Source organism: Stieleria marina (assembly GCA_007741555.1).
Classification (GTDB): Bacteria; Planctomycetota; Planctomycetia; order Pirellulales; family Pirellulaceae; genus K23-9.
In genome coordinates this window covers 3,399,062-3,413,071 of the sequence record CP036526.1, presented here as the reverse complement: position 1 = coordinate 3,413,071, position 14,010 = coordinate 3,399,062, and the positions used below count along the sequence as shown (strand labels likewise).

Genomic DNA, 14,010 nt, shown 5'->3' with positions numbered 1-14,010 from the left:
CAGCAAACTGTCACTGCCTACCACTTCTCTGCAACTGATTTACCGCTTACTACAATGCGAAGCGACGAAGCTAAACTTCCTGAACCGCCCGACAGTTCCCGACCGGTCTATGATCGTCCGGGCGACTCGTGGACATGTGGTCGCGCCGGTGCCCAGAATGCCTGCCCTAACGGCCCCAGTCGATCGGGCCGTTGCCCCATGGCGGATGCTTGCCACCCGAATCAGTCCTGGAACGGCAAACGCCTACGATTCGTGATTGGTACGCTCGTTGTATTTGTACTAGGACTTGGCTACGCGCTTCGGCCGCAAAATTCGCCCGACGTTTTCAAACCAGGCGAACTGTCTTCGCCTCACTCGCAAATCCTCTCCAGCACATTGACGTCTGCTCGGTGCGCGGCCTGCCATCGTTCGGCGTCCATCTCGCCGACCGAGTGGTTCAATCCGGATGCAGCCGGACACAACGATGTCAGCCAGACCGACCGCTGCTTGGATTGTCATCACCAGACCATCAACCGCGACGTCGCAAAGTTCGCGCACAACTTGCCTGCGGAAGCTCGCAAGCAAATTCGCGCACGCATTCGTTTGGCATCCGCCCGAATCCCCAACAAAAACACCACAAACTCGTGGCACGATCGTTTGCCCGCCCCCGCGGTCGATCAAAACAACATCGAATGCTCTACCTGCCATCGCGAACACCAAGGTTCCACGGCAGATCTGCTTGCGGTCTCCGACGCTCAGTGCCAAACCTGCCACTCCGACCGCTTTGGCAAATTTGCGCAGTCACACCCGACTTGGGGCCAGTGGCCATACGGTCGCGGCGGTGACATCGCATTTAACCACCAGTCGCACGCCAACAAGCACTTCCCAGCGACCAAGTCAGAAGCAGGTGCGGAGAAATTCGATTGCAATCGCTGCCATCAAAAGACGGACCAAGGGGAGATCACCCGAACCGTCAGCTACGAAAGCGGATGCCAATCCTGTCACAACGATTCGCTTCAAATTGAATCCGCCAAGGGAGTTGAACTCTTTGCATTGCCAACGTTCCCAATGGAATTGACCACGCCGCTGGCATGGCCGCCAAACGCAACGGGCCCGCTGGATGGACGCATTTCGCCGCTCGCAGCTCTGTTGATCCGTTCCGACAAACAGGCCGCCGAAAGCATTCATCGAATCGGAAACGCGGATCTAGGAACTCTCAATCAACGCGATCCGCAAACCGCTCAAGACCTACGCAATGTCGCGGCAGCACACGAACGCCTGCTCCAAGATTTGGCAGATCGCGGACAAGTGGCGATCATTGATCGTATCGCTGACTTGGGCATATCTCGTCGAGCGATGGAGCCAATTGTTCGCAATCTCCCAGCACAAATTTTGTCAGATGCGTACTCAAAGTGGTTTCAAGCAAAGGATCAGCAGCAAGCCGGTTTGATCAACTCGGGACCGAATCCGGAAATTCAACAGGTCGGGTTCACCGACGAATCGACCACCTCATCCACCGAGCGACGCGAAGGCTCACTCCTGCTGCCACTCGATTCGGACGAAGACATTTTCTTTTCCGGCCCCCGAATCGCACAGTTGTCTCCAGCCAGTGCTGCGGCGGACGAACTACTATCCAATTTGCCTGCCGACAACTTGGATGGATCCGACCTAATAGGGGAAGATCCACTGGCACAGGATCCACTCCAAACCGACCCGTTGGCCGTCGATCCACTCGCAACTGATCCACTCGCTACCGACCCGTTAGCGATGGACCCGCTAGCTGTGGATCCACTTTCGCAGGATCCACTTGCGCAAGATCCCCTATCCAACGATCCGCTCAGCTCCGCCCCAAATCGCGATCGCCGTCCCGCCACTCGGTTCAACCCCTCCGAAATGATGCCCGAGGGTGGCTGGTACCGTGATTCACTGCGACTTGCCGTCGCATACCGTGGAAGTGGCCATTCGGACCCGGTGCTCCGGGCCTCCATTGAATTGGTTCGCCGACTACCACCAAGTGACCCAGTCCGAAAACAGCTCCTGGCGACTCGTGCCGTCACGGCTTGCATGTCTTGCCACACAGCCGCCACGAATATCCCTGCCAGTTGGCACAGCCGTGCTTTGGTGGGTTCCAAAACACAATTCACCAAGTTCACTCACGGACCGCATCTCAATGTGTCCCAGCTTTCGGATTGCCAACACTGCCATCAAGTCAACACAAACAACCGCTTGCCCGCCGACAGCAACAGTCCCGTTCGCCTGGCTAACTTTCGTCGCCAAGAGACAGACAACGATGAGTTCCGTAAGGCACACGAATTCCTGCCGCTGGAAAAACACGCGTGTGCTACTTGCCACACCGCCAAAGCCGCTGGCGAATCATGCGTAAAGTGTCACCGCTACCACATCACGCAATAGCCGCGACCATCGTTTACCAAGACGTCTCGAAGCGATTGCGAAAGGCAAAGCTTAGCACAATCGTTTCCACAATCGCCGACAATCTATCGCCGTGGGAATCTGCGGCGCTGACAGCATCGCGGACGACACACTCGTCTTGCGTTTGCAGCGATCGGCCCAAAGCGTATACCAACATGCGTTCTGTCATGTGCCTGATCAGCTTGGATTTGTTTCGCAACAATACATCCTTCAGTTCAATCACGCCTGCAAAGGTCTCACCACTCGACAGTTCGCCGCTAGCGTCGATATTTGCCCCCGCGTCTTCAGTACGCCATCGGCCCGTCGCGTCAAAATTCTCAAGTGCAAATCCCAACGGGTCCATCTTGGCGTGACACGATGCACAAGCCGGATTTTTGCGATGCTCTTCTAACAACTCACGCAGTGGCCGATCACCTGAATCGGCTTGCTCGCCAAGCTCTGGTACCCCCGGCGGCGGAGGCGGTGGGGGATCGCCAAAGTAAGTGCCTGCAACAAAATTACCGCGGCGGGGAACATTCGTACGACCGGGATCCGAAGTCAGCATCAGCAGTGCCGCTGTCGTCAGCAAACCTCCTCGCCGGCGATCAGGCGTTGCAATGCGAACGAAACCCTCCGAGTCGGACTCTTCCGAAAATGGATAACCATAGTGCTTCGCCAATCGCTGGTTGACGTACGTAAACTTCGCATCGATGAGCGTGATGACTGGCAAATCCTTGCGGACCATTTCTGTCAAGACTCTTCTCGGCTCGCCCGAGATCGCAGTACGCAATGCTTGATCAAATCCGGGATACCGATCGACGTTGACGGTGTGCTGATCGATATGATTCAGCTGCAGCCATTGGCCAAAGAAATTCGCCACCAGTCCCTCAACAACGCGCTCATCGCGGAGCATTCGCCTTACTTGTTTCCGCAGCACACGTTCATCATTGATTCTGCCTTCGCCGGCCAGCTTCAACAAAACCGAATCGGGCGGTCCCGACCACAAAAAAAAACTCAGCCGCGTTGCCAAATCGAAATCATCGACCGGGTAAGCCTCAGGTGCATCGACACGGCTCTGTTCAATCCGCATAAAGAATCGCGGGGACATCAGCACGCCTCGCATCGCTGCTGCAATCGCAGCCACTTCATCCTGCTCTTGTCGCCGCGCGACGTCATAGACGCGCATCAGCGACTGCAGATAAGACTCATCAACGGGTCGTCGAAACGCTTCACTCGCAAACTTCCTCAACACTCGTTCGGCATGCTGCGTCTGCTGCTTGGCCTCAAGATCGGTCTTTGAATGATGCCGCAATCTTTGACCGAACCAATTGTCAAACGCCCGCGACTCGGTTTCGCGGCTCTCCTGCAACGCCGTCGTGATTCGTTTTGCCGCGTCAGCGTACTGTTCGACTTGAACCTCCGAGATCCCCACCGTCGCTCCCAAACCGGCAAACCCAAAGCTGACGGGATCCGGGGAAAAATCTTCCGTCAGCATCAAGTCCAAACCGGTAAGTCGACGCACCGTTTGCTCGTACTCGATTCGTGTCAATCGCCGCGCCGTCGTCGTGTAAGGGTTCGCGAATGATTCGCAGTCAATCTGATCCAGTGTTTTGTCTAGGTACGCAATCAGCTTTTCGCGTTTATCGTCAGACAGCTCGTCATCAGGTGGCATCTCGCGCGACTCAACCACTTCTCTGACTTTGATCCAAGTCTTGCGGTGCTTCCTAAGCAAACCAGGATTCTCGTCGCGGGCCAAATTGACCTCGCCGCTGGCCTCGTCGTCATTGTGGCAACCGTAGCAATTGTATCGCACAATCGACCGAATTTGCGCATCAAACGACAGCGGATCCTTCTCCATCCCGGGCTGCGCCCATCCCGATCGCACGCCGGCACACGTAATACACCAAGCTAAGAAAACGACAACGCAACCACGAACTAGCACAAAACGACGCATACCGAAAACCAACTTCGCACGGTCCCCGCTAAATCTACGCCGTACGCAATTTAGGTCATCCATCCTGCTGCGCATCATGCCGAGCCCGACAACTTTTCCGTCGGCCCCGTGCTGTCTCCAAATTCGTTCTTCTCGACGCCGACCGTTTGCAACAGGTCGACGTAGACATTGCAGAGTGGAGTGGGCTTTTCAAACACCACGTGCCGTCCCCCCTGGATTGCTCCACCGCCGCCACCGCATACCATCACAGGCAAATCATCGTGATTGTGTTCATTCCCGTCGCTGATGCCGCTGCCATACAGCAACGCGACATTGTCCAACAGGGTTGAATCGCCTTCCTTGATTTTTGACATTCGATCCAACATCCTCGCAAACAATTCCATGTGGTGAGTATTGATCTTGGTCAGTTCAGCAAGTTTGTCCGCTTTGCTTTGGTGATGCGAAGTCGAATGATGCGAACCCGGCGCGCCAATTTCGCGATACGACCGACCTGATTTTTCGTAGCTAAACATGAACGACCCGACTCGCGTCGTATCGGTTTGAAACGCCAACGTCAAAATATCAAGCATCAAATTCACGTGATCGCCGTAGACTTTCGGAATCCCGCGACCATCTGGAAAAATCAAGTTGGGCAAATCGGACAACGATTCGCCGGCATGGAGCGCCACATTGGCCGGATCTTTGTCGAAGGACTCGCTGTGATGCGAACCAGAATCTTGTTCCGACAACTCGATCCGTCGCTCAATACTGCGCAGACCATCTAGGTATTCTTCCAAGCGACGGCGGTCGGCAAAGCCAAGTTGCCGCTGTAGCGATCGAGTATCGTCGCGAACCAGATCCAGCAAACTTGCTTCGATCGGATCCAGCTCAGCCGACTTCGTAAGCGACGGTGACTCGCCCCAATTGGGTTGACGTGGTTTTCGCCCCCGAAACAGCCGATCATAAAGTTTCCGCGGATTCAGTTCCAAAGCAGCCGGCGTCGTCTTGTTTCGCCATGAAATGTGCGACAGATAGCTTCCACTAAATCCATGATCGCCACGATGCCCGGGATCAACACCAAGGGCAAGCGAATCAATCGGCGTGCCAAACCCAATCTCTCGCGCCGCCAGCTGATCGACACTCACGCCCCCCACTTCGGGCTCTTCGCTGTGTTTGCACTTCTTGCCAACCAAGAAACCACCGCCCGCAGGCTCGTGTCCCGCTCCCGGGCCCTTGCAGTGTTTCGCTTCAAGATTCGACAGAACCACCGTGCGATTCATCACGCCGTGGTCAACCAACGGCTGCAGGATCTTGGATGGTTCACTGATCTCCCCCGCGTCACCGCAACGCCATTGTTCCATATTGACGCCGTTGGGAACATAAAAAAAGCCAAGACGCACGGGCGGTTTGGCGGGTGTCATCGCAATCGCATTCGTGGCCGTCATGGCTTCCAGCCAAGGCAAAGCGACCGCGGCACCGACACCACGCATCAGCGTACGGCGCGACAGACGTTTCGATGGGCGTGCGGTTTTCTGCATGGCAAACGAACTAGGCAAGGGAGGAAGAAAGCGTTCTGGGTGGGACGACGCGACAAGTCGTCGAATTGCCGGCCAGAGAATCATTGTACTGCAACAATCGTTCTTCCGCGTCCGCTAGTTCAGCCGTGCGACTAACTGACTAGGCCCTTACCGAGGTCGACTCAAATTGGCGACGGATCAAAATCGGCGTACTTGGCTTTTAACTTATCTGTGTCCTCAACCGTCCATTTCGCCGGAGAAGTCACTTCGACCCAAGCGTCAATGTATTCAGAGGGTGAATAGTTATGAGCATATCCCAGAGGTGCGCTCGTCGCCAAAGGGACGTCAAATCCGACTTGCAAGAAGGTGACGACCGGAAACCATCGAAAGTACGGCGACACATCCGGTGCCCGCTCCCCAAGGAGCCAAGCTGGCTGGTGCCATGCCAACGACGGTGAAAACCAAACCATCGGATCACTGCCGTGCTGCAAGTAAACAATCCGCATGACTCCCCAATCAGCATGGGGCTCTTCTGCCGACGACTCTTTCCCATCCATAAATCGAATCAATTCGCCGTCGCGAAAACGCGGTAGCCACGCGGGTGTTCCCGGCTCGCGATCACGAACCAATTCGGGCCACATCGTGCTGGGGAAAGGAGGACCGCTCAACACAGCCCCGTCAATCGGGTCGCCAATCAGATTGTAAAAATCAAGAGCCGCTTCGCTACCAAGCGACCCCAGGCTCAGCCCGAACAGGTACAGCTTGGGACGCGTCTTCTGATCCAAGGAACTCCAATGCGAATACACGTGTCGAAAGAGTGCTTTGGCGGCATGACGTGACCGATCCGGATCCACCATGATCGTCAGCCAACTCGGCAGGTACGAATACTGCATCGAAACAGTCGCGATGTTTCCGTTGTGCAAATATTCCAGCGGGTCCACCGACGACGGGTCCAGCCATCCCGTTCCCGTCGGTGTAGCAATCACCAGCACCTTACGTTCAAAACCACGAACGCGAATCAATTCTTCCAAAGCCGTCTCGGCGCGTTGATCCAGCGAATCACTCGTGTTGTAACCTGCGTAAACGCGAATCGGTTTCATCGCCGGTCGCGCGGTCAGCTCTTCTATTTCGACGCGTGACGGGCCATCGCTCACAAACACCTTGCCGTTCTTACCAATGTCACTCCAACGGATAAGTGACTCTTCACTTCCCGATTCCAACGAATCCACGGGCTGCAAAAGTTCGTCGTATGTCGCTTGGTCGATCGCGGCAAACGCTTCATCCATCCCGCGCAAAGCTGTCTTCACGACCAAACCATTGACCAAGCTAAGCAGAGCAAACCCCAGAACAACTGCCGATACGACCAAAGCGACTCTTGGCGGCATGATCGAACGCAGCCGAACCGAAAACGCATGAATCATCATCCAGATTGCGCGTCCCAACAGTAGCAGGACGATGCCAACAACGATCGACGTCGCTAGCACGCTTAACGGGTACGAAGAATCGACGTCGGGCATCTGCATCCGCTCGCGGATCGAATTTTGCCAAACCGTCATGCGCGACAACGTCAACGCGGTGGCCAGTCCCATCCCAACCAACAGCGCAAGCGATATTCGTCTCGCTGTCACTTGGCCAAATTCACGCAATTGCATAAATCGCCATAACGCGATCAATGTCTTCGCAATCGCATAGCCCACGATTAACGATACGCCGCCAAGGATGCCCTGCAAAACGGGAGGGCGCGGCAAAAGCGACGGGGTCAACGAAGCGGAAAAAAACTGCAGCCCCAGCGCGCTGGATACCACCGAAAACGAAGCGACTAACCTTGAAGCCCAACGAGTCAGAGCAGATCGGATCTTGCTAGATTTCATACTCTCAATAAGGTCCTTCAGTTGTCTTATGCATCAGATCATCAGGTCTGTGACCGGCCCGACCGCTGATTTGATCATGCCAGCAGTTCTTCATTGGCAACCACAACAGCATCGCATTCTACTCTTGGATGTCGAACAGCGGCCCTAAGTCATAACGCATCTCAATCAGGCGTGCCCGCTCAAGCACAATCGCCGCAACCGATCGGCAGAAACAGCGCTGACACATCAAACGACTCGCCACGACGCCAAGGCAAACGGGCAGGAAAATCCCCAGTGCCAACTGTCGGCAAAATCCATGGCAAGGGCCGGGCAAAACACAAAGCATTGCTCTACGGGCGAACCCACGTAGTTTCTGTTTCGACCGCCGAACGTGGGCTTGCTTGAGTTCAATGCGGGACAGATAAACGTGTCAGGATGCGTCACGCCGTTTTCTGTCGTCCTTCTGCTCAAAAGTTTTCATCTGTGATCGCCGACTTACAACTCGCCCTCCCTCTCCTTCACCTTCGAACGAACTCTATGAAGACAACAGCCATCATCGGTGGAGGATTCAGTGGTACTCTGGCAGCCGTTAACTTGATCCGCTTGGCGCAAACTCCTCAACGGGTCGTCGTCATCAATTCCGGCCGCCCCTTCGGTCGCGGAACAGCCTACGGAACAACACGCCGCGAACATCTGCTCAACGTTGCTGCACGCAACATGTCTGCGTTTCCGGACCATCCCAGCCACTTTTTCGACTGGCTTCGGTCACGGTGCGAATTCGATGCAATGACGGACAATGAGCTCAACGAGACCTTTATCCCGCGCCAGATCTATGGCGACTATGTTCGCAGTCTCGCCACGCACTTCATGGGACCAGCTGATCCTCGCTCGCAAGTGCAATGCAACGTCATCGACGATTCGGCCATCGATATTGAAGCGACTAACAATGGCTCGGAAACTGGCAGCTCCCAAACGGGCGGCATCGTCCATCTCAGCAGCGGAAAGGCGTTGCAGGCCGACTCCATCTTGCTGGCCACCGGCAACCAACCTCCCGCCGGACTCCCCGGCGCGGACCGGCTGGCAAATGATCGCCGCTACTGTGGAAACCCTTGGCAAGACTGGCATCAGCACTTGCCTGACAATGACGGACACATCGTTCTGCTCGGCACGGGTTTGACGGCAGTTGATGTCATCGTGACGCTGCGCGAAAAAGGCTGGAACGGACGCATCACCGCAATCTCGCGAAACGGCATGTTGCCGCAACGACATTTTCGCGGAATCGAATGGCCTTCCGTGATCCCCGAAAACGACCAGTCTCTTAGCTTAAATGAACTCTCCAAACTGGTGCGTGCCGACTGCGAACGTCTCCGAGGCGTCAGTCAAAATCCCGCCATCGCCGTCGACAAACTGCGCGGCCGCACACAGCAACTATGGAAACGCTTGTCCGTCAAAGAAAAACAAACCTTCCTGAAACAATACGCTCCGCAGTGGAACGTCATTCGGCACCGGATTGCAGGGCCGATCCACGACGCCGTCACCGACTCGCTCGACTGCGGACAACTCAAAATCGTTCCCGCCATGATTGAATCGCTCACCTCCGGAGCGACCACCATCGACGCGCTGCTGACGACGACCGACGGCGAATCGCGAATCATCGGCGGTGATTACGTCATCAATTGCACCGGCCCCAAATCTCGTTTTTCCGACAGTGGTTTGCCGCTCTACCACAACCTATTCCAGCGAGGATTGGCCCAAGTCGATGAAATGGACATGGGCATCGCAATCGACGATGACTTCGTCGTTCTCGACGGAACCGGCAATCGGTCATCGTTCCTGTATGCAATCGGCCCCATCCTAAAGGGAACGCTCTGGGAAACCGTCGCCGTACCTGAACTTCGCGGCCAAGCCATGCAAGTCGCGCAGGCCATGCTAGAACTCGAACCAATGCCCGTCGCACCACGCGAAACAGTCGAGTACTGCATCTAGCTGTTGCCGCGACAGTCGATAACGTCAGAGCATTTCGTTGCCGCCCATCTCAGATTCCAACGGCGCAAAACTGCAACGAAGTAGTGCTACGGGGTCTACTGCGTTTGCAAAACTTTCTTTACATCAAAAACCGCGCCTCTTCTACCTTCCGTTGATTGCAAGAACGTCATTACCCAGTCGTCATCGCTGTTAAATGTTTTCAGTTGAAAGTGCGCAAACCCGCGCTCCTGCGCAAGCTCGGCAACGTCGTCCACCATGTTGCCAACCCGGACGGTCACATTGGCATTGAACCGCTCGCAGCGAACCAAGCTTCGCGTGTCAGTCAGCTTCTTCTCCCAAAGCGAGTAATTCTCATTACTGGTAGAAGTGTGCCTCCGGCATACTCGCGATCAAATCAGACGCCTGCTGGCTCAGCGTTCTCAAGTTCCCATTCAGCTCACCAAGCTCCTCTGCAAAACCGGAGGATTTCCATCTGTTTCATCCTGATCGCGCGGATTTCCGCACCCCGGCAACAACAGGCAGATCGTAATGATGGACAACAACAGGGAGCGATGGACCATGGTAGTTTTCAATCTTGATACGTATGAGCCTCAGAGTTTCGCCGCAACGAACAAACTACTGCTTGTTTTCTATTTTCTGCTGATCACGCCTGCACTTTCAACAGACGGCACGAATGACAATAGTGCGCAGCAAGCCGGTAGCCAAACCCTGGCTTGGTCTCACCAAGCTTAGTGCCGCCTGAAATCAGATGCTCAATCGCCCCCGCGGAGCTGCTTCGCCACCGGATCGTGGATCCCGACGCAAGGTCACCGCAATCCATCATCACTCCGCAACTGGGGCATGGCATCGGGGCAGACGCATCCACCTCAGTCGGTGGCGAGTACGGAGAACCAATTGAATCTTCAGGCATCACGTCTCCAACTTCATTTCTTTGGCTTTTGAAACAGCCACAGTCCGAGCGTGAGCAACACTAGCGGTGGAAGAAACGCACCGACAAGCCGGCTGACACCTAGACCTGACGCATCGCCCACCGGAATGGCTGGCGAAATGATCACGTTATTGATTGCGACACAGCTCAGTACCGCGGCAAGCAACAGGCACCCGATACCGTTCTTTTGTCGATTGGTCATTCGTTCGACGCTTCCGTGGCGAGTGTCGTCAGCAAATACTGGGGCTAAATCGTCAAATTGATGTTCGCAATCAACTGACGCCTAATCTAGCGAGTTGCGACCTAGCCATGAACACCACCAAAGAACTCTGCCTCTGCAACCACGATCCCCCAAACGCTCAACGCCAAACGCTCAACGGCAATGACCAAGATGCCAATTTGATCAATCGAAATACCGAAAAGCGCCTTCACGTCAGGCTTCTCATGCATGGGAGTGCCATCGGCTTTGAAGCGATGTTTCGACGAACAGACCAACGAACGCTTCACCTCATCGTGACCCGCCGATCTGTTTCGCACTGAATCGGTCGGCAATCGCTGCCAGACGCCGGTGATAATCCAGGCCCCAAACAAAAGACAGAAACCCAACGGTCAAACTCAGGCCGGCAAAACCGTGGTCATGTTGCGTCTCGGCTGCCGCAGTCGCCCCCAGCAGGCCGCACACGCCTGCTGCCACCCATGCGGCACGGCGAGAACGTCGATAGTACGGAATGTCACTCTGATCAGGATCGCGGCTCATCTCATCACCCCTGTTTCAAAAACTGTGAAAGTCTGACCCAAGCGACGATCGCCCCGGCATGTCAGTGATGGGCACACGCGACCAGTTCGGAAGGCGCGCAAAATGACAGAAGCTCAAGCGAATGACAATCGTCCCAGCTAGACGTCTCTTAGTGACGTCTCACAGTTGCGTCTCCGCCTGTCTTTCGTCAACAGTCACTCGCCCCACCACCCCGTGCCCTAACCAATGCCTCGCCACTCGGCCATCAGCATCAATCGCCAGCGTCCCTCGAATCTCCCCCACTGCGCACATCTAAAAAGAGTACCACTCCGGTGTGCCGTAGTCTTTTGCCAGCGAATTGGCAAACGTCAGAAACGTGACTGGGCCCATGAAAACACCTTGCACTTACAGTGAGCTCTGCGGGGCAACCCCAATGCTTTCTTCCGCTTCAGCGACCCTGCATCCAATGGGAATTTTCGCGACCGTTAGGGCCAAGTCCGCGGCAGAACAATTCACTCGCCAAAAACTCAAAGCCACACTTGCCGCCACCAACAAAATGCCCAGCGACAACAAGACCCAAATGCGAATTTGTCGCGTTGGATTAACGTCCGTTTCGGAACTCCGAAGGTTTGCACCTGTGACGTTGCGAATCAACAGCGCTATTGTAGCGGCATCAGCCGAACCAAAGCGGACGTCGCCCACGCGGTAGCCGCTACCGACAAGAATTGACTTTTGCCGTGTGGGTCACCATTGTCAAAGAACGGCTGTACCGGTTTCGTGTGACTCACAACTTTCCATGATCCGTCCGCATGTTGAGTCCGCAACAGAAAGTCGCGACCGCGAATGATCGCCGCATCGTCGGCCGCTGTCCCGGCGTGACGCAACACGACGATCGTTTGCCCCGTCGACAAGGCGTCGCTAGGTCGGTCCTTTGTTTCGGCCCAACCACCATCGCTCCGTTGATCCGCCAAAATCGCGTCACGAACAATTCGTTTGATTTTGTCTTCGCCACCCAAGTAATGCAGTCCCCACAGCCGCCACAGACGATCCTGCAAAGTTATCAGCGGAACAGTCGCCAACCATTTGTCTGCGTCCGTACGAGCGATCGCAGCACGCGATTTTTGTTCTTCGGCCGCGTACCGTTCGATTCCAATCAGTGACAAGACTGTGTCACCGACCATGGAGGCCTGCAACGGCGGCCGCCGACAGGATGCCATCCAGCGTCCCCGATTCACGTTGGTGATCTCCGTACGCCGACCGTTCTTCAGCCTCGCCACGCCCTGAATCTGCAGCAGATACTCAACCATCGCCGTGGTCGTCTCGTCGGATGCGTGCTCGTTCAGGCTCAACGCCCACAATCCATACCCAACCGTGGCAGCGCCGCCAGGAACGTGCGATCCGACATTCATCTCGTCGATACGCTGTTCAAAATAGGAATGCGTGGCGTCGGCCTGCACCTTCATCCAATCGATATCCAACTGCAAACCGACTCGAACACTCTGCTGAACCGCCAGCATGGGAAGCGTGTGGTGATGGCACGAAAAGCAATCTTCGTTCGAATGCCAGTTGACCGCCGCGTCTTGCACGCGACTGAGCCCACGCCGTACCGCGGTCTCTAGATCCACGGCGAAACTCGGCTGCACAAGGCCACCGATCACCAAGCCACCGAACATCAAGATGACAAGCACTGTTTTCATGACCCAACGTAAACCCTTTCATTCGTGTCACTGCATAGCCAGACCGCTGCACGGCGGTCGACACCGACCACCGCTAACGTAGCTTCCATCGTCAAGTATCCTACGCCGGGCTCCGCGTGAATGCCAACGTTCCTTGCAACTGTACGTTCGCGTATCAAGTGAACGCCCGCATCGAAGTCCATCTGGTTGGAACAAGTGTAATCATAGGAACTTTCCAATAATCGCTCTTCGCTGTCGTTAACACGAATCCGCAACTTACCAAATTACCTACCAAAGAGGCTCAAGGAGGAAGCCAAATGTCTTGAAATGATCTCAGGGATGATGCTTTGAACGCAATCCGCTATCTAATGCTAAGTCTCGTCGCGGTCGTCCTTGGTTCGATCATGGCTCGAACATCTTCAGTTGATCAACAGAGTTTTGTGGGTTCTTCAGACCGGGGCTCCCAAGCGTGACTTGCCCGACGAATTCAACAAATCGAAAACGGTTTGCAATCGATTCGGACGTTAGGGAAAAGAAGTGCTTGGGGACAAACTCTTTCGCAAACTACTTCGACGAGTGGACCAACTCGGCAACGTCAACCGAACGGCTTGGTGCGTAGAAAGTACTGTCATACGAGTTCATCACGCGGCTTCGGAGATGGCACGGCATTGTGAAGAAAATGACCAAGCACATACTTCCTGGCGTTCTCACGGAGGCTACTCGACCAAGTTGCATGTGATGACAGACGCCAGGGGGACGCTATTGCCGATCACTGCCGCCGGTGGGCAGCGGAACGAGTCTCAAGAATGCGATAATTCTTTTGAACATAACCAAGCAAGCGTTCACTTTTTACGAGACCAGTCTGCAGCAATTGCGGGCGATAAGGGTTATCGATCCGCAGCCATTCGCGAATCGATTGAACATCGTTCAATCGAAGCTGTCACACCCACTCGATCGAACGCGACAGTCAGTGAAGAATTTGCTCGAGCCTGCTAA

General features: G+C 55.2%; 11 protein-coding genes. 3 read left to right on the top strand and 8 right to left on the bottom strand.

From position 1 onward, the window contains the following. Positions 1–54 precede the first annotated feature (54 nt). The gene (locus tag K239x_RS11915) at positions 55–2,391 is read left to right on the top strand and encodes a cytochrome c3 family protein (RefSeq protein ID WP_145418194.1); all 2,337 of its coding nucleotides are present in this window, start codon (positions 55–57) and stop codon (positions 2,389–2,391) included. 13 nt (positions 2,392–2,404) lie between these two features. Here the strand turns inward: K239x_RS11915 and K239x_RS11910 are convergent, their stop codons facing one another. The 3 genes from K239x_RS11910 to K239x_RS11900 form a co-directional block, all read right to left on the bottom strand. Continuing rightward, on the bottom strand, positions 2,405–4,273 hold the full coding sequence (locus K239x_RS11910) for a DUF1592 domain-containing protein (RefSeq protein WP_419189959.1): 1,869 nt from the start codon (positions 4,271–4,273) through the stop codon (positions 2,405–2,407). A gap of 143 nt (positions 4,274–4,416) precedes the next feature. Then, complete coding sequence (locus tag K239x_RS11905; protein WP_419189958.1) at positions 4,417–5,859, bottom strand: DUF1552 domain-containing protein; 1,443 nt, start codon at positions 5,857–5,859, stop codon at positions 4,417–4,419. 161 nt (positions 5,860–6,020) lie between these two features. Then, positions 6,021–7,709 (bottom strand): alpha/beta hydrolase, encoded by a 1,689-nt coding sequence (locus K239x_RS11900; protein WP_145418189.1) that lies wholly within the window; start codon positions 7,707–7,709, stop codon positions 6,021–6,023. A 516-nt stretch (positions 7,710–8,225) separates the two neighbouring features. On the opposite strand from K239x_RS11900, the gene K239x_RS11895 reads away from it, so the two are divergent. After that, a complete protein-coding gene (locus tag K239x_RS11895) occupies positions 8,226–9,674 on the top strand; it encodes an FAD/NAD(P)-binding protein (protein ID WP_145418187.1) in 1,449 nt (482 codons plus the stop codon). 643 nt (positions 9,675–10,317) lie between these two features. Here the strand turns inward: K239x_RS11895 and K239x_RS28500 are convergent. The 5 genes from K239x_RS28500 to K239x_RS11880 all read right to left on the bottom strand — a co-directional run bounded on the left by K239x_RS28500 (position 10,318) and on the right by K239x_RS11880 (position 13,035). Beyond that, on the bottom strand, positions 10,318–10,494 hold the full coding sequence (locus tag K239x_RS28500) for a hypothetical protein (RefSeq protein ID WP_419190084.1): 177 nt from the start codon (positions 10,492–10,494) through the stop codon (positions 10,318–10,320). A 103-nt stretch (positions 10,495–10,597) separates the two neighbouring features. After that, on the bottom strand, positions 10,598–10,804 hold the full coding sequence (locus tag K239x_RS11890; RefSeq protein ID WP_145418185.1) for a hypothetical protein: 207 nt from the start codon (positions 10,802–10,804) through the stop codon (positions 10,598–10,600). 101 nt (positions 10,805–10,905) lie between these two features. Further along, positions 10,906–11,052, bottom strand: coding sequence for a hypothetical protein (locus tag K239x_RS28495; RefSeq protein ID WP_419189957.1), 147 nt, complete (start codon positions 11,050–11,052; stop codon positions 10,906–10,908). Positions 11,053–11,110: 58 nt separating this feature from the next. After that, positions 11,111–11,359, bottom strand: a complete 249-nt coding sequence (locus K239x_RS11885) for a hypothetical protein (RefSeq protein ID WP_145418183.1) — start codon at positions 11,357–11,359, stop codon at positions 11,111–11,113. Between the two features lie 638 nt (positions 11,360–11,997). Continuing rightward, positions 11,998–13,035, bottom strand: a complete 1,038-nt coding sequence (locus tag K239x_RS11880) for a prenyltransferase/squalene oxidase repeat-containing protein (RefSeq protein ID WP_145418181.1) — start codon at positions 13,033–13,035, stop codon at positions 11,998–12,000. 636 nt (positions 13,036–13,671) lie between these two features. On the opposite strand from K239x_RS11880, the gene K239x_RS11870 reads away from it, so the two are divergent. Then, the gene (locus K239x_RS11870; protein ID WP_145418177.1) at positions 13,672–14,010 is read left to right on the top strand and encodes a transposase; all 339 of its coding nucleotides are present in this window, start codon (positions 13,672–13,674) and stop codon (positions 14,008–14,010) included.

Coding starts and splice junctions, on each gene's coding strand:
- K239x_RS11915 (WP_145418194.1), top strand. CDS start 55: ATGCGAAGCGACGAAGCTAAACTTCCTGAACCGCCCGACAGTTCCCGA.
- K239x_RS11905 (WP_419189958.1), bottom strand. CDS start 5,859: ATGCAGAAAACCGCACGCCCATCGAAACGTCTGTCGCGCCGTACGCTG.
- K239x_RS11900 (WP_145418189.1), bottom strand. CDS start 7,709: ATGAAATCTAGCAAGATCCGATCTGCTCTGACTCGTTGGGCTTCAAGG.
- K239x_RS11895 (WP_145418187.1), top strand. CDS start 8,226: ATGAAGACAACAGCCATCATCGGTGGAGGATTCAGTGGTACTCTGGCA.
- K239x_RS28500 (WP_419190084.1), bottom strand. CDS start 10,494: ATGGATTGCGGTGACCTTGCGTCGGGATCCACGATCCGGTGGCGAAGC.
- K239x_RS11890 (WP_145418185.1), bottom strand. CDS start 10,804: ATGACCAATCGACAAAAGAACGGTATCGGGTGCCTGTTGCTTGCCGCG.
- K239x_RS28495 (WP_419189957.1), bottom strand. CDS start 11,052: ATGCATGAGAAGCCTGACGTGAAGGCGCTTTTCGGTATTTCGATTGAT.
- K239x_RS11885 (WP_145418183.1), bottom strand. CDS start 11,359: ATGAGCCGCGATCCTGATCAGAGTGACATTCCGTACTATCGACGTTCT.
- K239x_RS11880 (WP_145418181.1), bottom strand. CDS start 13,035: ATGAAAACAGTGCTTGTCATCTTGATGTTCGGTGGCTTGGTGATCGGT.
- K239x_RS11870 (WP_145418177.1), top strand. CDS start 13,672: ATGGCACGGCATTGTGAAGAAAATGACCAAGCACATACTTCCTGGCGT.